This window comes from Lentzea kentuckyensis (assembly GCF_002150765.1).
GTDB lineage: Bacteria > Actinomycetota > Actinomycetes > Mycobacteriales > Pseudonocardiaceae > Lentzea > Lentzea kentuckyensis.
The window spans coordinates 23,232-42,376 of record NZ_MUYM01000100.1 but is presented as its reverse complement, the minus strand read 5'-3'; the positions used below and the strand labels follow the sequence as shown (position 1 = coordinate 42,376).

Below are 19,145 nucleotides of genomic sequence, written 5' to 3'. Positions count from 1 at the left end.
GAAGGAACACCGTGGACTTCGGCATCGTGCTGCAGACCGACCCGCCGGCGCGGGACGTGGTGGAAGGCCTCCGGGCCGCCGAGGACTGCGGCTTCCGCTACGGCTGGACGTTCGACTCCTGCGTGCTGTGGCAGGAACCGTTCGTCATCTACTCGCAGGTCCTCGCGGCGACTCGGGACCTGATCATCGGTCCCATGGTCACCAATCCGTCCACAAGGGACTGGTCGGTGACGGCATCGCTGTTCGCGACGCTGAACGACATGTTCGGCAACCGCACGGTCTGCGGCATCGGCCGGGGCGACTCGGCCCGCCGCGTGATCGGCCAGAAGCCCGCCTCCCTGGCCACCCTGGGCGACGCGATGCACGTGATCAAGGAACTGGCAGAGGGACGTTCCGTCGAACACCACGGCACAGCGGTGCAGATCCCGTGGGTGCGCAACGGAAAGCTGGAGATGTGGATGGCCGCGTACGGTCCCAAGGCGCTGAAGATGGTCGGCGAGCAGGCCGACGGCTTCATCCTGCAGACTGCCGACCCGGACATCGCGCGCTGGACGATCGGCTCCGTCCGCGAGGCCGCCGTCGCGGCCGGGCGTGATCCGTCGGCCATCACGATGTGCGTCGCGGCACCGGCCTACGTCGGAACTGATCTCCCCCATCAGCGGGATCAGTTGCGGTGGTTCGGCGGGATGGTCGGCAACCACGTCGCGGACCTCGTCGCGCGGTACGGGGACTCGGGCGCCGTGCCCAAGGCCCTGACCGACTACATCAAGGACCGCGAGGGCTACGACTACTCCCATCACGGCAAGGCGGGCAACCGGTCGACCGACTTCGTGCCCGACTCGATCGTGGACCGCTTCTGCCTGGTCGGTCCGGAGTCGGCGCACGTGGAACGGTTGCGGGAGCTCAAGGAGATCGGCGTCGACAACTTCGCGCTGTACCTGATGCACGACGAGAAGGACAAGACGCGCGACGCGTACGGATCGTCGATCATCTCCGCCGTCTAGTGCCGCGTCGCGGCTCAGTTCTGGCGCTTGCCCCGCAGATGAAGGGACCCTTCATCGACCTGAGGTGGATGAAGGGTCCCTTCATCCACAACCGGGAGCACAACTAGGCCGCGACAACCTACTAGTGGCGTGATCAGGCGTGTCGGCCGGTTCGGCGGACACGCCTGATCGATTCCTGGATGATGGACCGATGCCTGACGAGGTCGAACCGTTCTCCGTGCGCAACACCGTCCACGGTGACGTCCACGGCGACAACGTGCAGATCGGCTACATCGGCGGCGACTTCACGCTCCACCAGCACGCGAAGCACCGGCCTCCCGCCGAGTTGCCGTTGAAGATCGGCGTCGTGCCGCCGCTCGCGGCGTCGTTCCAGCGCCGGTCGGTCTCCCTCAGCGGGCACACCACCGTGTTCACCGGGATGGGCGGCGTGGGCAAGACGCAGCTCGCCGCGGACCTCTGCGAACGCACGTGGGCCGCGGGCGTGGTGAAACTCCAGATCTGGGTCACGGCGAGCTCCCGCGAGGCGATCGTCTCCGCCTACGCCGAGGCGGCGGCCGAGCTCACCGGCCGGGACGACCTCGGAGTGGAGAAAGGCGCCCGCAGGCTGCTGGAGTGGCTCGCGCGCGCCGAACAGGCGTGGACGGTCGTGCTCGACGACGTCCAGGACCCCGCCGACCTCGACGGGCTGTGGCCACCGGCCGACGGAAACGGCAAGGCGCTGGTGACGACCCGGCGCCGGGACGCGGCCCTGCTGGGCGACGGGCGGCAGATCGTCGCGGTCGACGCCTTCAGCGAGGACGAGGGCCTGGCCTACCTCCAGACGGTGCTGGGCGGTCAGCCGCCGTTGCTCAACGGTGCCGCCGACGTCGTGCGGGCGCTGGGAAGCCTGCCGCTGGCCCTCGCCCAGGCCGGCGCGTACATGCTGGACCGGCACCTGTCGTGCGCCGAGTACCTGGCGAAGCTGCGGTTCCGCAAGGGCGACGCGGACGAGCACCGGGCGGCCGTCGCGGCCACCTGGGCGTTGTCGTTGGAGCAGGCCGAACTGCTGCGGCCGCGCAAGGTGGCCCGCACGCTGCTCGACCTCGCCAGTGTCCTGTCCCCCAACGGCATTCCGCTCGACCTGTTCACCGGGCCGTACGCGCGGATGTACCTCGCCGCGATGACCGCGTACCAGCTCGACGAGGCCGGCGTGCGGGACGTGCTCGCGGGCCTGCACCGGCTGAGCCTGATCACCCTGGGCGGCGGCGAGGTCCGGATGCACGCCCTGGTGCAACAGGCGAACCGCGACACGTGGAACACCAAGCAGCAGAAGAAGACCATCCGTGCCGCCGCCGATGCCCTGCTGGAGGCGTGGCCACACGTCAGCGACGACCGCAACGACGAGTGGTGCAACGTGCTGCGCGCCAACGCCAAGACGCTCATGGCGGTCGAGGGCACGTACCTGAGCGGGCGGGACCCTCACCTGCTCCCGGTCACCTACGGCAACAGCCTGTCGGTGAACGGGCTCGCCGTCGAGGCGCTGGACCACTTCGACCACGTCTACCAGGCCGCGGTCCAGGCCCACGGCCCCCACGACTTCTTCGCGCTGTCCGCGCTGAGCAACCGTGCCCAGGCGCGGCGCAAGGCCGGCGACCTGGGCGGTGCGCACGCCGACTACGAGCACCTGCTCGCCAACCAGCACCGGGTCCGCCGCGGCGACCGCGCGCTGATGCTCACGACCATGCTGGTCGCCCGGCACGACCACGCCAACGTCCTGGCCGAGGCGGGCCACCTGGAAAGCGCCATCGCCGAGCTGGAGGAGGTCCTCGGCGTCTACCTCCGGATCCACGGACCCGAGAGCCCGGAGGCGCTGTCGGTCCAGCACGACATCGCCCTGTACCGCTCGGAACTCGGCCACTCCGGCGAATCGCTGGCCGAGCTGGAACAACTCCTCGCCGTGCAGCTGCGGTTGTACGGCCCGGACGACGTGCGAACGCTCGCGGCCCGGCACAACCTCGCGTGCGCTCGTGCCGAAGCCGGTGACCTCGCCCGTGCCACCGCCGAACTCGAGCAGCTCGTCGCCGACTCGACCAGGGCGCTCGGCCCCGACCACCCCAAGACCCTGACCGCCCGCTCGGTCCTCTGCGACACGCGCGGGATGGCCGGCGACCCGCGCCGCGCGGTGGCGGAGTTCGAACGGCTGCTCGCCGATCGCCTGCGGGTGTTCGGGCCTGATCATCCCCAGGTCCAGGCGACCCGCGAGGGGATCGCCTTCTGGGGGTCGAAGATCCGCTGAGCCGTCAGCGAACAGGCCGGGTCTCGCCGTCCCAGCCCGCGTCGATCGCCGGCAGGAGTTCGGCCAGCTGCACCGGGTACACGGTGTCCTCTGTGGACTCCAGCTCCTCGGCGCTCCACCAGCGGTGGCCGGAGATGGTGGTCTCCTCGACGTCGTTGAAGCCCGAGGTGTCGATGTTCAGCTCGCCGTCGACCGAGGCGTGGAAGAACCACTCCTCCGCGTCGAACGTCTGACCGTCGAAGCTGAAAACCGCGCGGCGTCGCCAGATCGGCCCGACCAGCTGTTCCGGTTCGAGCTTGAGGCCGGTCTCCTCGAACGCCTCGCGCACCGCCGTGTCGCGCAGGTCCTCGCCGTCCTCGACGCCTCCGCCGACGGTGAACCAGAACAGTTCCTGGGGCCGCGCCGGGTCGAAGCCCTGGAACAGCAGCACTCGGCCAGCGGGATCGGTCAGGACGATCCGGGCGGACGGGCGGGGCGTGAGCAGCACGGCCTCGGACGGGGTGGTGGACTCGGCGATCTCGAAGTACGACGGCTGCGGTGCGGTGCCGGCCAGGCGCAGCCACCTCGCCACCCGGCGGCGGCGCTGCAGGAGCGTGTCGCGCACGGCGTCGTTGTGCACGCGGCGGGCGAGCATGACGCGTTCTTCGGCGTCGGAGAGTTCGGCGGCCAGTGCAGGCGCCAAGGAAGACCGGTCCAGGGCGCCCAGGAGGCCGGAGAGTTCGTTCTCGGCCAGTTCGCGTTCGGCGCGGGTCGCGGACTCGGCTTTCGACGCCGCCGCGGACAGTTCGGGGTCGAGCAGGGCCCGCGCCACCACGGCTCGGCGGGCCAGGGCGGCGTCCAGGGCGGCCCACGCGGCGTCGGTGCGCACGTGCAGGCGGTCGAGGCGATTCGCGATCGCGAGGATCCAGGCGGCCAGCAGGAGTGCTACCAGGACGACGACAACAGCCGTGGTCATGCCTCGCTCACCCGGCGTGGGTCGGCGGCGATCGCGGTTTCGTAGACGCGCAGCACCTGCGACGCCACCACGGACCAGTCGAAGGCCTGCACGCGCTGGGAAGCGATGTCGACGTACTCGGCGCGCAGCCCGGAATCCCGCAGAACGGACCGCAACGCGTCCGCCAGTGCACGAGGGTCGCCGACCGGGAACACCACGCCCGCCTTGCCGTCGTCGAGCACGCGGCGGAACGCGTCGAGGTCGCTCGCCACCACCGCGGTACCGGCGGACATGGCCTCGGTCAGGATGATGCCGAACGACTCGCCGCCGGTGTTCGGGGCGACGTAGACATCCACGGAACGCAGCATCCTCGCCTTCTCGACGTCGTCGACCTGGCCCAGCAGATCGACCCGGTCGGCGAAAGGCCCCTCGAACTCGGTCTCGCCGCGGCCCACGACCAGCAGGCGCAGGTCCGGGAACTCGTCGGCGATCAGGCCGAACGCCTCCCACAGGACCGGCATGCCCTTGCGCGGCTCGTCGTAGCGTCCGACGAAGCCGATGGTGCCGCCGGGTCGCGGGTAGCCGTCCAAAGTGGACGCCGAAGCGAAGAAGTCGACGTCGACGCCGTTCGGGATCTCCACCGCGTCACCGCCGAGGTGCTCGACCTGGACGCGGCGGGCCAGCGCGGACACGGCGATGCGGGCGGTGACCTTCTCCAGGAACGGCTGCAGCACGCCCTGGAACGCCGACAGCATCTTGGAGCGCGGCGTCGAGGTGTGGAAGGTGGCGACGATCGGGCCGTCGGCGACCACCAGCGCGAGGAACGACAGGGATGGCGCCGTGGGCTCGTGCAGGTGCAGCACGTCGAACTGGTGCTCGTCGATCCAGCGGCGGACCCGCGCGTACGAGACCGGGCCGAACGACAGACGTGCCACCGAGCCGTTGTACGGGATGGCGACCGCGCGGCCGGCGGACGTGACGAACGGCGGCAGTTCCTGGTCGTCGTCGGCGGGAGCCAGCACGTCGACGGAGTGCCCGAGGCCGATCAGGGCACGCGCGAGGTCGACGACGTGGGCCTGCACACCCCCTGGCACGTCGAGGGAGTACGGGCAGACAATGCCGATCTTCATCTGGCCACCGCCTTCACCGCGAGAGCCTCCTGGCCAGCGCGGCGCGGCGGCTCTGCGGCAGGTCGGCGAGCCAGAGTTGCTGCAACATGTGCCAGTCCGCCGGGTGCGCGGCGATGTCGGCGGCGAACACGTCCGCGACGGCCTGGGTGGCGGCCTGGACGGTGCTGACCTTGATCGGCGGGTGGATGCGGAAGTGCCAGCCGTCCTCGGTGAACCAGCAGCCGACCGGGAGCAGCGCGGCTCCCGTGGTGGCGGCCAGGTGCGCGGGGCCGGCGGGCATCAGGGTCTGTTCGCCGAAGAACGTCACGGGCACGCCGGACGAGGTCAGGTCGCGGTCGGCCAGCAGGCACACGACCTTGTTGGCCCGCAGCCGTTCGGCCAGCACCGTCGCGGGTGGACGGTCGCCGCCGTTCAGCGGCAGCACCTCGAAGCCGAGGGTCTCGCGGAACTCCACGAACTTGCGGTACAGCGACTCGGGCTTCAACCGCTCGGCGACCGTCGTGAACGTGCCGGAGTGGCCCACCAGCCAGACGCCGGCCATGTCCCAGTTGCCGCTGTGCGGCAGGGCGACGACCGCGCCGGTGCCCTCGCTCAGCGCCGCGTCGAGGTTCTCCACGCCGGACACCTGCGAGTCGCACTTCTCGTAGGCGGCGCGCAGGTCCATCGACGGCAGCCGGAACGCCTCGCACCAGTACCGCGCGTACGACCGCAGCGAGTCGCGCACCAGTTCGTCGAGCTCTTCCTCGCCCGCCCGCGGCACGACCCGGCTCAGGTTCTTGCGCAACTGCGCGACGCCCGCGCCACCCCGTTTCGCGGCGTAGTCGGCCCCGACCCGGAACAGCGCTCGTGCCCACGACTGCGGCAGCAACCGGATGAGCCGCCAGCCGGCCGTGTAGCCGAGGGTCGCGAGGTTCACGCGGCCTCCCGCGCCGACTTCGCCACCGCGAGGATCCGCTGCAGCACCGTCGCCACGGTCATGACCGCGAGCAGCCACAACGAGATGTCCATCAGGTGCGGCACACCGAGCCCCTGCACACCGGCGCCGACCAGGGCGACGATGAACCGCTCGGCCCGCTCGGCCAGGCCACCGTCCGCCGCCAGGCCGGACGCCTCGGCGCGCGCCTTCACGTACGAGATCACCTGCGAGGCGATCAGGCAGATGAACCCGGCCGCGGCCGTCCACCGGTTGCCGGTGTCGAAGGCGTACCAGGTGAGCGCGGCGAACAGCGCGCCGTCCGCGATGCGGTCGCAGGTGGCGTCGAGCACGGCACCGAACTTCGTGGGCCCCTGCGCGCGGGCCATGGCCCCGTCGATCAGGTCGAGCAGCACGAAGAACGTCACCAGCGCGCAGCCGAGGAACAGCTGCCCGCGGGGGATGAACCACAGCGCACTGGCGACGGCACCGATCGTGCCGGCCACGGTAACGGCGTTGGGCGTGAGGCCACGCGCCAGCAACCACGCCCCGATCGGGTCGGTGACGCGCGAGACGGACGCGCGAGCGAAGATGTTCAGCATGGCGTGTCGCAGCCTAGCTGGACTGGTGAAACGCGCTGCTCGCGGGTGAGGCGGGCAACTGCGAAAATCCCCCTGAAGCCCCCGGAAACGAACTGTGCAGCTGGCTGGCGAGCACTGTCCGGTGATTGACAGCACCCGCGAGCGAACCCCTCTAACCGAGCCGGCGGTGATCCTCGGCGATGCGTTTCAGCAACGCCTGCAACTCCTCTCCCCGCACCGCCAGCCTTTCCAGCCGTCCGAACAACGCGAGGTACTCCCGCACGTCGAGCGGATCGGTGATGGTCGCGTTGCCGGTCAGCACGCTGACCGTGACAACGCGCTCGTCGTAGATGTGGAAGCCGTGCAGTGCCACCACATTCGCGTCGGCCGACCACGGCACGACACCAAGACGGACGTTCGGGCGGCGCTGGATCGCGGTCAGGTGTTCCACCTGTTCCGCCATCAGCTCGGCCGAGCCCATCCGCCAGCGCAAGGCGCTCTCGGAGAGCAGGAACACGAACTGCTTGGCCAGGTCGTCCATCCGGGAACGCCGGATGCGCAGGGCCGCCACCGCGGCCTCCTGCTCCGACTGCGGCATCGTCCCCAGCACGATCCGCAGGTAGGCCTCGGACTGCAGCAACGCGGGCACCAGGTTGACCTGGAAGAACCTCGATGTCGCAGCCCGCGCCTCCACGCGGGTGATCGTTTGCTGGTGGCGGTGCGCCCCTCGGTGCAGCACGACGCGGCGAGTTTCCGCCTCAGCGTGCAGCGACCTGGCGAGTTCGACCAGTTCGATGCGCGTCTCTCTCGACGCGGACAATTCCGCTACGAGACGCTCCACGTCGGTGACGGACGGGAGCAGCATGCCGTTCTCGATCTTCGACAGCTTTGACTGGCTCATCCCGGTGGCACGGGCGGTGGCCGTGCCGGTCATCTTCGCCTCGGTGCGCAACCGGCGTAACTCACGCGAAAGCCGTTCTCTCGCTAATCGCGAACGCTCAGGTGCGGTCATGTTCGCACCGTAACCATCTGCACACGCGGAGACGATCGGCCATCGGCGGGGACTTGACTTGCAGTTGACACCTCCAGGTGGGTGATCTCACGCACCTGGAATCGTTTTGTGCTGCCGTTACGTCTCGATCGGCTGACTAGAAACACCCGAAAGTTGTAACCGAATCTATTCCCCGCGACATGGAAACTGGCTGGATTGTCCTACTCAGACAACCCGGCGTGGTTTTTGTCACTCTTTTGTCCAGGAATTGGTACGGCTTTCAATCACACCGCTCGCTAAACGCCGCGTTTAGCGAATCTGATTGGTCAGCCGACGGCCTTCCAGCCGTCCGCCAGCAGCTGACGGGTCTCCCCGAGCAGCTGCGGCAACACCTTGGTGTGCCCGATGACCGGCATGAAGTTCGCGTCGCCACCCCATCTCGGCACGACGTGCTGGTGCAGATGCGCGGCAATCCCGGCGCCGGCGACAACACCCTGGTTCATGCCGACGTTGAACCCGTGCGGCGCCGCCACGTGCCGCGCCACCCTCATCGCCTTCTGCGTGAACGCGGCGAACTCGGCGGTCTCCGACTCCGTCAGGTCGGTGTAGTCCGGCACGTGCCGATACGGCAGCACCATCAGATGACCGGGGTTGTACGGGTAGAGGTTCAAAACAGCGAAGACCTCGGCACCGCGCGCGATGATCAGGCCGTCCGAGTCGTCCAACTCGACAACTCGGCAGAACGGACAGCCAGAAGGTTCGTCACCGTCCGCCTTGCCCTCACCCTTTACATACGACAAGCGGTGCGGAGTCCACAAACGCTGCAATGCGTCGTGGACCCCGACACCGTCCTGCTCGGAAAACTCGGACGTCACGAGAGCAGTTCCGCCGTGGGCGAGGCGTTCTCGCGGCGGCCGACCCACTCGACGATCTGTTCGACCGCCCGCTCCACCGGAACGCCGTTGATCTGCGTGCCGTCGCGGAACCGGAACGACACCGCGTTCGCCTCCACGTCCTTGGCGCCGGCCAGCAGCATGAACGGCACCTTCTGCATGGTGTGGTTGCGGATCTTCTTCTGCATGCGGTCGTCGGACGCGTCCACGTCGACCCGGATGCCCTTCTTGCGCAGCACCTCGCGCACCGCGAACAGGTGGTCCGCGTTCTCGCTGGTCACCGGGATGCCCACGACCTGGACCGGAGCGAGCCACGCCGGGAACGCGCCCGCGTAGTGCTCGGTCATCACGCCGAAGAACCGCTCCACCGAGCCGAACAGCGCGCGGTGGATCATGACCGGGCGCTGGCGGGAGCCGTCCGGGCCGGTGTACTCGAGCTCGAACCGCTCCGGCAGGTTGAAGTCGAGCTGAATGGTCGACATCTGCCAGGTGCGGCCGAGCGCGTCACGGCACTGCACCGAGATCTTCGGGCCGTAGAAGGCGGCGCCACCGGGGTCCGGCACGAGGTCCAGGCCGGACTCGCGGGCCACCGACGCCAGCGTCTCGGTCGCCTCCTCCCAGATCTCGTCCGCACCCACGTACTTCTCCGGGTTCTTGGTCGAGAGCTCCAGGTAGAAGTCGTCCAGGCCGTAGTCGCGCAGCAGGTCGAGCACGAACTTCAGCAGCGAGGCCAGCTCGTCGCGGATCTGGTCCCTGGTGCAGAAGATGTGCGCGTCGTCCTGCGTCATGCCGCGCACTCGGGTGAGGCCGTGCACCACGCCGGACTTCTCGTAGCGGTACACGCCGCCGAACTCGAACATGCGCAGCGGCAGCTCGCGGTACGAACGCCCGCGCGACTTGAAGATCAGGTCGTGGAACGGGCAGTTCATCGGCTTGAGGTAGTAGTCCTGGCCGGGCTTGCGCACCGTGCCGTCCTCGTTCAACTCGGCGTCGAGGTGCATCGCCGGGTACATGCCGTCCTTGTACCAGTCCAGGTGACCGGAGACCTCGAACAGGTTGCCCTTGGTGATGTGCGGCGAGTAGACGAACTCGTAGCCCTCTTCGGTGTGCCGCTGCCGGGAGTAGTCCTCCATGGCCTTGCGGATGATGCCGCCCTTGGGGTGGAACACCGCCAGACCGGAGCCGATCTCGTCCGGGAACGAGAACAGGTCCAGCTCGACACCCAGCTTGCGGTGGTCGCGGCGCTCGGCCTCGGCCAGCCGCTCCAGGTACGCGTCCTGCGCCTCCTGCGACTCCCACGCGGTGCCGTAGATGCGCTGCAGCTGCGGGTTGTTCTCGTTGCCGCGCCAGTAGGCGGCGGCCACGCGGGTCAGCTTGAACGCCGGGATGTGCTTGGTGGTCGGCACGTGCGGGCCGCGGCACAGGTCGCCCCACACCTGCTCGCCGGTGCGCGGGTCGAGGTTGTCGTAGATCGTCAGCTCGCCGCCGCCGACCTCCATGATCTCGCTGGTGTCGACGTCGCTCTTGATGTCGACGAGCTCCAGCTTGAACGGCTCCTCGGCGAGCTCGCTCTTCGCGGCGTCGATCGACTCGACGACCCGGCGGGAGAACCGCTGCGATCCCTTGATGATCTGCTTCATGCGCTTCTCCAGCGCCTGCAGGTCCTCCGGGGTGAAGGGCTTCTCGACCTGGAAGTCGTAGTAGAAGCCGTCCTTCACGGGCGGGCCGATGCCGAGCTTGGCCTCGGGGAACTGCTGCTGCACCGCCTGTGCCAGCACGTGCGCGGCGGAGTGGCGGATGACGCTGCGGCCGTCCTCGGTGTCCGCGGCGACGGCCTCGACCTCGACGTCGACCTGCGGGACCCACGACAGGTCGCGCAGGTGGCCCTCGGCGTCCTTCACGACGACGATCGCGTCGGAGCCCTTGCCGGGGAGCCCGGCCTCGCGCACGGCCGTGCCCGCCGTCGTCCCCGCCGGAACCACCACGCGAGGCGGGTTCTGGGCGACTGCTGGGCGCGACTCGGACACGGTGACTCCTAGATCCAGGTGTTGGGTGAGCAGATCAGATGTTATCGGTGCTCAAAACCGACATGACGATCGCGTCGTGGAACTCGCCTTCCCACAGCAGCGCGTCCCGCAGGCGGCCCTCCTCGCGGAAGCCGAGCTTCTTGTAGACATGGATCGCCCGGTCGTTGAACTCGTACACCTCCAGATCCACCCGATGGAGTTTCCGGACGGTGAACGCGTGGTCCAGGACGTGCCGGATCGCCAGGGTGCCGTAGCCCTTGCCGAAGCCGTCCTGGAGGAAGATCCGCATGCCGGCCGACCGGTTGTACGGGTTGATCGTGAGCACGACCTCGCCGAGGAACCGGCCGTCCTCGGTGATGGCGCGGGTGTAGCGGTTCGGGTCGTTCAGCGTCCGCTCGATGTACGCCTCGTAGTCCGCGAGCTCGAACCTCGCGTGCGAGCCGGTCAGCTTCCTGACCTCGGCGTCGTTCGGCCCGCCGGCGAGCATCCGCGGGGCGAACTCCTGGCGGAGCGGGACGAGTTCCATGCCTCCGATTGAAGCGGGTACCCGCAACTGTTTTCCGTGTCGGGTCGCCTACGCAGGGTTTCTGAGTGGTTTTTCGGATGCGTCCCGGTGCGCGGGGCGAGCAGTCTGTGTGCCCGGCCCGCCGCCGTTAGGAGCACCGACATGCACGACCTGGTCGTCGAATGCCCGGTTCACCTCACCGAGTCCAACCGGGACGAACTGCGCCTGCTCTACACCGACCTGCGCGATCACTACTCCCGCCGCGACGCCCGTGACGGCACGCGCACGACGCTGCACTTCGTGTGGTCCGGCGTGCTCGATCCCGAACTTTTCGGTGCGACCTACGCCGACCAGCGGCACGTCTTCATCGGCTCGCGGCCCGTGGTCAACTCGTCCCGAGGCGCTGACCTGCCCGAATCGCTGCGGCACGGCGTCTGCACGGCCTGATCGTCCGGCTTCAGGAAACGGACAGGCGGCTGTCAGGCTCAGCTCAGCCGAACGGCGCATCGTTGAGGACATGAGCGAGCAGGGACCGACGCCTCCGCCGCAGGAGCCGTCGAGCAACGACCCGCAGGCGGCCCGGCCTGCACCGGACCAGGCAACGACCCCGCTGCCGGCCGAAGCACCGGCCACGCCTGGTCAGCAACCCGCCCCGGAACAACCGGCGGCGACAGCGGCAGAACCGCCCCCGGCGGCGACAGCGGCGGAACCACCCCCGGCGGCAGCGCCCGCCGCCGCTCCGGCGGCACCGATCCCCTCGGCCGCGGCACCCGCCGGCCGTGGCCGCGCGAGGCGTTTCGCCGGACACCGCGCCACCCAGCTGGTCGCCGTGGGACTGCTGGGGCTCGTCCTCGGCGGCGGCATCGTGGGAGCGATCGCGGCCAACCGTTTCGACCACCGCGGCGGACCCGGCCACGTCCGCATGTACGAGCGAGGCGACCGCGGCCCGGACCGCGGTGATCGGGGTGACCGCTTCGAGCAGCGCGGTCCGTTCGACGACCGCGGCGACCGCTTCGAGCGGTAACCCGACCGAGCGCACGACGCGGGCTTCTGCCCGAGTCCCCGACGGCTCGCGTCGTGCGCTCCCCCCACAGGTTTGCCATGAACGGCGCTTTTGTGGACCCCAGGTCCACAAAAGCGCCGTTCATGGCACCGACAGGGCTCAGTTCGAATGTGGTTGCGGGCCGAGTCTGATCGCGAGAAGTTGGCGGCGCAGGACTTTGCCGGTCGCGTTGCGCGGCAGCTTCGGCACGACGACGACCTCGCGCGGAACCTTGTGCCGCGCCAGCCGGGTCCGCACGAACTCGCGGAGCTCCCGCACGTCGATCCGCGCCCCCGCCACCGGCACCACGAAGGCGCGCAACCGTTGCCCGTACTCGGGATCCGGCACGCCGAGCACCGCCGCGTCACGCACGCGGTAGTGCGTCATCAGGAGGTTCTCCACCTCGACCGGGTACACGTTCTCACCACCGGACACGATCATGTCGTCCTGGCGGCCGTCGAAGTACAACCGTCCGGTCGGGTCGAAGTGGCCCAGGTCGCCGGTCGCGACGAGGCCGTCGATGCGTTCCTTCTGCGAGCCGTCGGTGTACTCGTCGACGGTCAGCGAGCCGCGCACGAAGATCCGGCCCGTCACGAACGACCGGGTGATCCGGTTTCCGTCGTTGTCGTAGATGCGGACGATGCAGTTGTGCGGTGGCATGCCGACGCACGACGGTGCGGCTTCGAGGTCCTGCGGCGTCGCCACGGTGGCGACCGCGACCTCCGTTGAACCGTAAAGGTTGTAGAGCACCGGTCCCAGCACGGCGTGGGTGCGGTGCACGAGGTCGGTCGGGATCACGGCGCCGGAGCAGAACACCACGCGCAGGTGTGAGAGGTCGAACGAGTCGATCACGGACCGGTCCAGCTCCATGATCCGCTGCAGCATCGTCGGCACCAGCACGATCGTCGTGCAGCGCTGGCCCTGCACCGACCACAGCGTCTTGCGCGGGTCGAACCGGCGTTGCAGCACCGCGCGCGAGCCGAGCGACATGGCGAGCGTCAGGTGCGAGTAGCCGACGGAGTGGAAGATCGGCGCGGCGATGAACGTCGACTCGCCGGAGTGCATCGGGATGCGGTCCAGGAAGTCCGACGCCGTCAGCACCGACTTGATCTCGCGGGCGGTGCCCTTCGGCACGCCGGTCGTGCCGGAGGTCAGCTGGATGACGACACCCGGTTCGCGCGGCGGTTCCAGCTCTCCGCGCGGGGCTTTCGCGACCAGCTGGTCGAGTGTCGGCGTGCGACGGTCGAGTCCGTCGCGCGACCAGGCGAGCCAGCGCGGGATCGACGGCGGCAACTGGTGGAACAGCGGCGTGAACTCCTCATCGTGAATGACGAGCGAGGCGCGTTCACGTTGCAGCAGGTCCAGAACGACCGGAGCACCGAAACCCGTGTTCACCAACAGCACGCGGACGCCGAGCTTCGCGCACGCCAGCAGTGATTCGACCGTGCCGCGGTGGTTGCGGCACATCAACGCGACGATGTGGGTGTGCTGCACCCCCAACGCGCGCAGGCCCTGTGCGATCGCGGTGGAACGCCGGTCCAGTTGCCGGTAGGTCACCGAACCGCGTTCGTCGACGACCGCCACACCGTCCGGGTTCAGCCGGACGGAACGGCGCAGCGCCGCGACGTTCGGCCCCCAGACCTTGACCTCTTTCAACGCCTGCACGGACATCTTGAAGTTCGTGAGACTCACCATGCCCGCGGCGGACAAGACACGGAGTGAGTGCACCCGGCCCACGGCGTCGCGAAACACCTTGCGCAACCCTGGCATCAACAGCTCCTCGCGCTGCAAGTCCCCGAGGTATTCGGACGGTAACTGTCCGCAAGGCTCACGCCAAGTGTTGTTCCATGCGGAATTCGCATGACAACGGGACATTTGAACCTGTAAACGTTTTCACGTTGCTGTTTCCCTGATGGAAACCCTTCCACACTGCTGCCTTTGCCCCAGTCTGACCAGTCAGACCAAAAAGCCGCGCAACAGCGACGCCGTTCCGTCGAGGTGCTCGGCCATCGCCTGGCGCGCCGACGCCGGGTCTCCGTCCAAAATGGAGGCGATGATCCGCTCGTGCTGGGCGTTGGAGTGCGCGAGGTTCGGTTCGAGCAGCGGGATGGTGTCCAGCAGCTCGTTGACCCGCATGCGCGAGTCGGCGACGGCGGCGGTCAGGGCGGCGGATCCCGTCGCCTCGGCGATCGCGAGGTGCAGCCGCGAGTCCTTGCGCCGGTACTCCCCCAGCGCCGCGGTGGAGGCCTCTTCCAGCCGGGCCCGCAGCCCGCGCCGTTCGGCCGGACCCAGCGACCGGCCAGCCGCGGTTTCGGCGGCGCCCGTCTCCAGGACCTTCCGCAACGTCAGCGCGTCGTGGATGTCGCCGAACTCCTTGCCGGGCGCGGGCTTCGGGATCACGTCGTTGACGAACGTGCCCCCGTACCGTCCCCGGCGCGACTCCACGTAGTTGTTCTCCTGCAACGACCTGATGGCCTCGCGCACGGTCACGCGGCTCACGCCGAGCCGGGTGGCCAGTTCCCGTTCGGACGGCAGCCGCTCACCCGGCGCGACGACGCCGAGCCGGATGGCCTGCATGAGCCGTTCGACGGTCTCCTCGAAGGCGTTGCCCGCCCGCACGGGACGGAACAACGCCTCCTGCGCGTGTTCCATCATGCGCCTAGAGCGGTGTCACGTACGCGCCGGCGATGCCGCCGTCCACGAGGAAGTTCGACGCGGTCATGAACGACGAGTCGTCGGACGCCAGAAACGCGACCGCGGCGGCGATTTCCTCAGGTTCGGCGAACCGGCCGAGCGGTACGTGCACCAGCCGGCGGGCGGCCCGCTCCGGGTCCTTCGCGAACAGCTCCTGCAACAGCGGGGTGTTGACCGGGCCGGGAGACAACGCGTTGACGCGGATGCCCTCGCGCGCGAACTGCACGCCGAGCTCGCGCGACATCGCCAGCACGCCGCCCTTGGACGCCGTGTAGGAGATCTGCGACGTCGCCGCACCCATCGTCGCCACGAACGACGCCGTGTTGATGATCGAGCCCTTGCCGTTGACCTGCATGTGCGGAATGGCGTACTTGCAACACAAATAAACCGACGTGAGGTTCACCTTCTGCACGCGGTCCCACGCCTCGATGCCCGTCGTCAGGATCGAGTCGTCGTCGGGCGGCGAGATGCCGGCGTTGTTGAACGCGATGTCCAGCTTGCCGTAAGTGTCCACAGTGGTCTGGAAAAGGGCTTTGACCTGTTCCTCGTCGGTCACGTCGACCTGGACGAACAGCCCGCCGGCCTCGTCCGCGGCGGCCTTGCCGGACGCGGGGTCGAGATCGGCGACGACGACCTTCGCGCCCTCGCTCGCAAATCTGCGCACGGTCGCGAGGCCGATGCCGCTAGCGCCACCCGTCACGACGGCCACGCGGCCCTCGAGTCGCTGCACCATCTTTTGTTCTCCTCAGGTTGCCCAGAATCAGGATGCGATGAAGACGTTCTTGACTTCGGTGAAGCTGTCGAGCGCGTCCGGTCCGAGCTCCCGGCCGAGACCGGACTGCTTGACGCCACCGAACGGCGTCCAGTAGCGGACGGACGAATGCGAGTTGACAGACAGATTTCCGGCCTCGATCGCGCGCGACACGCGGATCGCCCTGCCGACGTCCTGCGTCCAGATCGAACCGGACAGCCCGTACTCCGAGTCGTTCGCGATCCTGATCGCGTCCGCCTCGTCGGTGAAGGGCAGCACCACGACGACCGGCCCGAAGATCTCCTCGGTGACCGTCACGTGGTCCGCGGGAGGCGTGAGGACCGTCGGCGGGAACCAGAAACCGGGTCCGTCCGGCGAGGTTCCGCGGAACGCGACATGGGCGTCGTCTGGTACGTAAGACGCGACCTTGCCGAGGTGCGCGGCCGTGATGAGCGGCCCCATCTCGGTCGCCTCGTCGCCGGGCTCGCCGACCTTCACGCCCTTGACCGCGGGCTCCAGCAGTTCCATGAACCGGTCGTAGACGCTCGCCTGCACGAGGATCCGCGACCGCGCGCAGCAGTCCTGCCCGGCGTTGTCGAACACCCCGTAGGGCGCCGTCGCGGCCGCCTTCTCGAGGTCGGAGTCGGCGAAGATGACGTTCGCCGACTTGCCGCCCAGCTCCAGCGTCACCCGCTTCACCTGGTCCGCGCAGCCCGCCATGATCTGCTTGCCGACCTCGGTGGAGCCGGTGAAGACGACCTTGCGCACCAACGGATGCGTGACGAACCGGTTGCCGACGACGCTGCCCTTGCCCGGCAGCACCTGGAACACGCCCTCCGGCAGGCCCGCCTCCAGCGCGAGCTCGCCGAGCCGGATCGCGGTCAGCGGCGTCACCTCGGCGGGCTTCAGCACGACCGTGTTGCCGGCGGCCAGCGCCGGGGCGAACCCCCAGCCCGCGATGGGCATCGGGAAGTTCCACGGCACGATCACGCCGACGACGCCGAGCGGTTCGTGGAACGTGACGTTCAGCCCGCCGGGCACCGGGATCTGCTTGCCGAACAACCGTTCCGGCGCGGCCGAGTAGTACTGCAGCACGTCGCGGACGTTGCCGGCCTCCCAGCGGGCGTTGCCGATGGTGTGCCCGGAGTTCTCGACCTCCAGCTGCGCCAGTTCCTCGTTGTGCGCGTCGACGAGTTCGGCGAACTTCCGCAGCAACCGGCCGCGATCACCGGGGGCGACGTTCCGCCAGCTCTCGAACGCCTTCTGCGCCCGGACGATCGCCGCGTCCGTCTCTTCGAGAGAGGTGTGCGGTACGGACCGAACGACCTTCTCCGTGGCGGGGTTGATGACGTCAAAGGTCACGACGCTCTTCTCCTTGCGGCATCCACTAGCGCTTCGAACAACCTCAGGTCCTCGGTGTCCTGCTCGGGGTGCGACTGCACACCGACGACGAAGGGGGCGCCTTCCAGTTCGACGGCCTCGACCGTGCCGTCGGGCGCCTCGGCGGTGACGCGCAGTCCATCCGCGACCCGGTCCAGCGACTGGTGGTGATGGCACTGCACGGTCGTCGCGTCGCCGAGAACGTCGTGCAGCCGGGAGTCGCCGACCACCTCGATGTCGGTGTGCTCGAAGACGCCCGGCGCCGGGTTGTGGCCCTCGATGTGCTGGTGCAGCGTGCCGCCCAGCGCCACGTTGAGCACCTGCATGCCCCGGCACACGCCGAGCACCGGCAGGTCGATCTTCAGCGCGGCCTCGACCAACGCGAACTCGGCCTCGTCGCGGTCGCGGCGCGGTTCCCCGGTCAGCTCGTGCTTCTCGGCACCGTAGGCGGCGGGGTCGATGTCCGCGCCGCCCGCGATCACCAGTCCGTCCAGGAACGCGATGGTCTCGGCGGTCCAGGTGCCGACCGGCGGCAGCATGACCGGGTTGCCGCCCGCCTTGACCACGCAGTCGAGGTAACCGCGGTAGAGCACCGCGGCTTCCACGTCCCACTGACCGAAGCGCGTGCGCTCCAGGTAGGTGCTGATGCCGATGAGTGGCTTAGAGGCGCTCAAACCCGCGTACCTTCTCCCAGTCCGTGATCGCCGCCTCGAACGCGTCGAGCTCGACCTTCGCCGCGTTCAGGTAGTGGTCGACGACCTCTTTGCCGAACGCCTCCCGCGCGATGTCGCTGGCCGCGAACAGGTCCGCGGCCTCACGCAGCGTCGTGGGCACGGTCGGCCGGTCCGAGGCGTAGGCGTTGCCGACGAACTCGTCCTCCAGCTCCAGCTTCTGCTCGACACCGTGCAGGCCGGCCGCGATCAACGCCGCCACCGCGAGGTAGGGGTTCACGTCCCCACCGGGTACCCGGTTCTCGAACCGCAAAGACTGGCCGTGGCCGACGACCCGCAGCGCGCACGTGCGGTTGTCCCGGCCCCACGCGACGGCGGTCGGCGCGAACGAGCCCTTCACGAAACGCTTGTAGGAGTTGATGTTCGGTGCGAGGAAGTAGGTGAACTCGCGCAACGCGGCCAGCTGCCCGGCGAGGAAGTGCTTCATCATCTCGGACATGCCTTGGCCCTCGGCGAACACCGGCTCGCCGTCCTTGGAGCGCAGCGACAGGTGGATGTGGCAGGAGTTGCCCTCACGTTCGTTGTACTTCGCCATGAACGTGAGCGACTTGCCCTGCTGCGAAGCGATTTCTTTGGAACCGTTCTTGTAGATGGCGTGCTGGTCGCACGTCCGCAGCGCCGTCGTGTAGCGGAACGCGATCTCGTGCTGGCCGGGGTTGCACTCGCCCTTGGCGGACTCGACGACCATGCCCGCGCCCGTCATACCGTTGCGAATGGCCCGCAGCAACGGCTCAACGCGCGCGGTGCCGAGCAACGAGTAGTCGACGTTGTACTGGTTGGACGGCGTGAGGTTGCGGTAGCCGGAGTTCCAGGCCTGCTCGTAGGTGTCGTCGAAGACGATGAACTCCAGCTCGGTGCCGACGTAGCACTCCAGCCCGAGCGCGGCGAGCCGGTCGAGCTGCTTGCGCAGGATCTGCCGCGGCGAGGCGACGACGGGATCGCCGTTCTCCCAGACGAGATCGCACATGACGAGCGCGGTGCCCTCCTGCCACGGCACCCGGCGCAGCGTCGCGATGTCCGGCTTCATCACGAAGTCGCCGTACCCGCGGTCCCAGCTGGACATCTCGAACCCGCTGACGGGGTTCATCTCGACGTCGACGGCGAGCAGGTAGTTGCAGCCCTCGGCGGCGTGTCCGAGAACCTCGTCGAGGAAGTACTGGGCAGCACAACGCTTGCCCTGCAGGCGGCCCTGCATGTCCACGATCGCGACCAGGACGGTGTCGATCTCACCGGTGTCCACGGCCTCGCGCAACTCCTCGACGGTCAGCATCCCGCGTTCCTCCAAAGGTATGTC

The 19,145-nt window shown here is 68.7% G+C and carries 18 protein-coding genes; 4 read left to right on the top strand and 14 right to left on the bottom strand.

Annotated elements, in window-relative coordinates:
* Nucleotides 1-11 precede the first annotated feature (11 nt).
* Nucleotides 12-1,004 carry a TIGR03842 family LLM class F420-dependent oxidoreductase gene (locus B0F77_RS37480; protein ID WP_086667791.1) on the top strand — a complete coding sequence of 331 codons (993 nt, stop codon included), beginning with the start codon at nucleotides 12-14 and terminating at the stop codon, nucleotides 1,002-1,004.
* Between the two features lie 190 nt (nucleotides 1,005-1,194).
* The gene (locus B0F77_RS37475; RefSeq protein WP_086667790.1) at nucleotides 1,195-3,279 is read left to right on the top strand and encodes a tetratricopeptide repeat protein; all 2,085 of its coding nucleotides are present in this window, start codon (nucleotides 1,195-1,197) and stop codon (nucleotides 3,277-3,279) included.
* Nucleotides 3,280-3,283: 4 nt separating this feature from the next.
* Here the strand turns inward: B0F77_RS37475 and B0F77_RS37470 are convergent, their stop codons facing one another.
* From B0F77_RS37470 to B0F77_RS37435, 8 genes are all read right to left on the bottom strand, one after another.
* Nucleotides 3,284-4,234, bottom strand: a complete 951-nt coding sequence (locus B0F77_RS37470) for an NUDIX hydrolase (RefSeq protein WP_086667789.1) — start codon at nucleotides 4,232-4,234, stop codon at nucleotides 3,284-3,286.
* Nucleotides 4,231-5,343 carry a glycosyltransferase family 4 protein gene (locus tag B0F77_RS37465; protein ID WP_086667788.1) on the bottom strand — a complete coding sequence of 371 codons (1,113 nt, stop codon included), beginning with the start codon at nucleotides 5,341-5,343 and terminating at the stop codon, nucleotides 4,231-4,233. The genes B0F77_RS37470 and B0F77_RS37465 overlap by 4 nt, the downstream gene beginning before the upstream one ends.
* 13 nt (nucleotides 5,344-5,356) lie before the next feature.
* Nucleotides 5,357-6,259: a phosphatidylinositol mannoside acyltransferase gene (locus B0F77_RS37460; protein ID WP_086667787.1), complete on the bottom strand. Its 903-nt coding sequence runs from the start codon at nucleotides 6,257-6,259 to the stop codon at nucleotides 5,357-5,359.
* Nucleotides 6,256-6,858, bottom strand: a complete 603-nt coding sequence (gene pgsA / locus B0F77_RS37455) for a phosphatidylinositol phosphate synthase (protein WP_086667786.1) — start codon at nucleotides 6,856-6,858, stop codon at nucleotides 6,256-6,258. The genes B0F77_RS37460 and pgsA overlap by 4 nt, the downstream gene beginning before the upstream one ends.
* A gap of 151 nt (nucleotides 6,859-7,009) precedes the next feature.
* Nucleotides 7,010-7,849 carry a helix-turn-helix domain-containing protein gene (locus B0F77_RS37450; RefSeq protein ID WP_086667785.1) on the bottom strand — a complete coding sequence of 280 codons (840 nt, stop codon included), beginning with the start codon at nucleotides 7,847-7,849 and terminating at the stop codon, nucleotides 7,010-7,012.
* Nucleotides 7,850-8,154: 305 nt separating this feature from the next.
* Nucleotides 8,155-8,703 carry an HIT family protein gene (locus tag B0F77_RS37445; protein ID WP_086667784.1) on the bottom strand — a complete coding sequence of 183 codons (549 nt, stop codon included), beginning with the start codon at nucleotides 8,701-8,703 and terminating at the stop codon, nucleotides 8,155-8,157.
* Complete coding sequence (gene thrS, locus B0F77_RS37440; protein ID WP_245849154.1) at nucleotides 8,700-10,748, bottom strand: threonine--tRNA ligase; 2,049 nt, start codon at nucleotides 10,746-10,748, stop codon at nucleotides 8,700-8,702. The genes B0F77_RS37445 and thrS overlap by 4 nt, the downstream gene beginning before the upstream one ends.
* Before the next feature lie 34 nt (nucleotides 10,749-10,782).
* Nucleotides 10,783-11,274 carry a GNAT family N-acetyltransferase gene (locus B0F77_RS37435; RefSeq protein WP_086667782.1) on the bottom strand — a complete coding sequence of 164 codons (492 nt, stop codon included), beginning with the start codon at nucleotides 11,272-11,274 and terminating at the stop codon, nucleotides 10,783-10,785.
* Nucleotides 11,275-11,415: 141 nt separating this feature from the next.
* Between B0F77_RS37435 and B0F77_RS37430 the strand changes: the two genes are divergently transcribed.
* Both B0F77_RS37430 and B0F77_RS37425 read left to right on the top strand, forming a co-directional pair.
* Nucleotides 11,416-11,700: a hypothetical protein gene (locus tag B0F77_RS37430; RefSeq protein ID WP_086667781.1), complete on the top strand. Its 285-nt coding sequence runs from the start codon at nucleotides 11,416-11,418 to the stop codon at nucleotides 11,698-11,700.
* 70 nt (nucleotides 11,701-11,770) lie between these two features.
* Nucleotides 11,771-12,277, top strand: a complete 507-nt coding sequence (locus tag B0F77_RS37425) for a hypothetical protein (protein WP_086667780.1) — start codon at nucleotides 11,771-11,773, stop codon at nucleotides 12,275-12,277.
* Between the two features lie 138 nt (nucleotides 12,278-12,415).
* Here the strand turns inward: B0F77_RS37425 and B0F77_RS37420 are convergent, their stop codons facing one another.
* The 6 genes from B0F77_RS37420 to B0F77_RS37395 form a co-directional block, all read right to left on the bottom strand.
* Nucleotides 12,416-14,065 (bottom strand): AMP-binding protein, encoded by a 1,650-nt coding sequence (locus tag B0F77_RS37420; protein WP_086667815.1) that lies wholly within the window; start codon nucleotides 14,063-14,065, stop codon nucleotides 12,416-12,418.
* A gap of 186 nt (nucleotides 14,066-14,251) precedes the next feature.
* Nucleotides 14,252-14,950 (bottom strand): FadR/GntR family transcriptional regulator, encoded by a 699-nt coding sequence (locus tag B0F77_RS37415; RefSeq protein ID WP_425435776.1) that lies wholly within the window; start codon nucleotides 14,948-14,950, stop codon nucleotides 14,252-14,254.
* A 4-nt stretch (nucleotides 14,951-14,954) separates the two neighbouring features.
* On the bottom strand, nucleotides 14,955-15,722 hold the full coding sequence (locus B0F77_RS37410) for a 3-oxoacyl-ACP reductase (RefSeq protein WP_086667779.1): 768 nt from the start codon (nucleotides 15,720-15,722) through the stop codon (nucleotides 14,955-14,957).
* Between the two features lie 27 nt (nucleotides 15,723-15,749).
* Entirely contained in the window at nucleotides 15,750-17,102 is a 1,353-nt protein-coding gene (locus tag B0F77_RS37405) for an aldehyde dehydrogenase family protein (RefSeq protein WP_086667778.1), read from the bottom strand.
* Nucleotides 17,099-17,794 (bottom strand): gamma-glutamyl-gamma-aminobutyrate hydrolase family protein, encoded by a 696-nt coding sequence (locus B0F77_RS37400; RefSeq protein ID WP_086667777.1) that lies wholly within the window; start codon nucleotides 17,792-17,794, stop codon nucleotides 17,099-17,101. Before B0F77_RS37400 ends, B0F77_RS37405 begins: the two co-directional genes overlap by 4 nt.
* The gene (locus B0F77_RS37395) at nucleotides 17,781-19,121 is read right to left on the bottom strand and encodes a glutamine synthetase family protein (RefSeq protein ID WP_086667776.1); all 1,341 of its coding nucleotides are present in this window, start codon (nucleotides 19,119-19,121) and stop codon (nucleotides 17,781-17,783) included. Before B0F77_RS37395 ends, B0F77_RS37400 begins: the two co-directional genes overlap by 14 nt.
* Nucleotides 19,122-19,145: the final 24 nt, after the last annotated feature.

Bases quoted from the DNA above. Each gene is read 5' to 3' on its own strand.
- B0F77_RS37410 (WP_086667779.1), bottom strand. From the start codon at position 15,722: ATGGTGCAGCGACTCGAGGGCCGCGTGGCCGTCGTGACGGGTGGCGCT.
- B0F77_RS37470 (WP_086667789.1), bottom strand. From the start codon at position 4,234: ATGACCACGGCTGTTGTCGTCGTCCTGGTAGCACTCCTGCTGGCCGCC.
- B0F77_RS37420 (WP_086667815.1), bottom strand. From the start codon at position 14,065: ATGCCAGGGTTGCGCAAGGTGTTTCGCGACGCCGTGGGCCGGGTGCAC.
- B0F77_RS37415 (WP_425435776.1), bottom strand. From the start codon at position 14,950: ATGATGGAACACGCGCAGGAGGCGTTGTTCCGTCCCGTGCGGGCGGGC.
- B0F77_RS37425 (WP_086667780.1), top strand. From the start codon at position 11,771: ATGAGCGAGCAGGGACCGACGCCTCCGCCGCAGGAGCCGTCGAGCAAC.
- B0F77_RS37465 (WP_086667788.1), bottom strand. From the start codon at position 5,343: ATGAAGATCGGCATTGTCTGCCCGTACTCCCTCGACGTGCCAGGGGGT.
- pgsA (WP_086667786.1), bottom strand. From the start codon at position 6,858: ATGCTGAACATCTTCGCTCGCGCGTCCGTCTCGCGCGTCACCGACCCG.
- B0F77_RS37435 (WP_086667782.1), bottom strand. From the start codon at position 11,274: ATGGAACTCGTCCCGCTCCGCCAGGAGTTCGCCCCGCGGATGCTCGCC.
- B0F77_RS37450 (WP_086667785.1), bottom strand. From the start codon at position 7,849: ATGACCGCACCTGAGCGTTCGCGATTAGCGAGAGAACGGCTTTCGCGT.
- B0F77_RS37475 (WP_086667790.1), top strand. From the start codon at position 1,195: ATGCCTGACGAGGTCGAACCGTTCTCCGTGCGCAACACCGTCCACGGT.
- B0F77_RS37395 (WP_086667776.1), bottom strand. From the start codon at position 19,121: ATGCTGACCGTCGAGGAGTTGCGCGAGGCCGTGGACACCGGTGAGATC.
- B0F77_RS37430 (WP_086667781.1), top strand. From the start codon at position 11,416: ATGCACGACCTGGTCGTCGAATGCCCGGTTCACCTCACCGAGTCCAAC.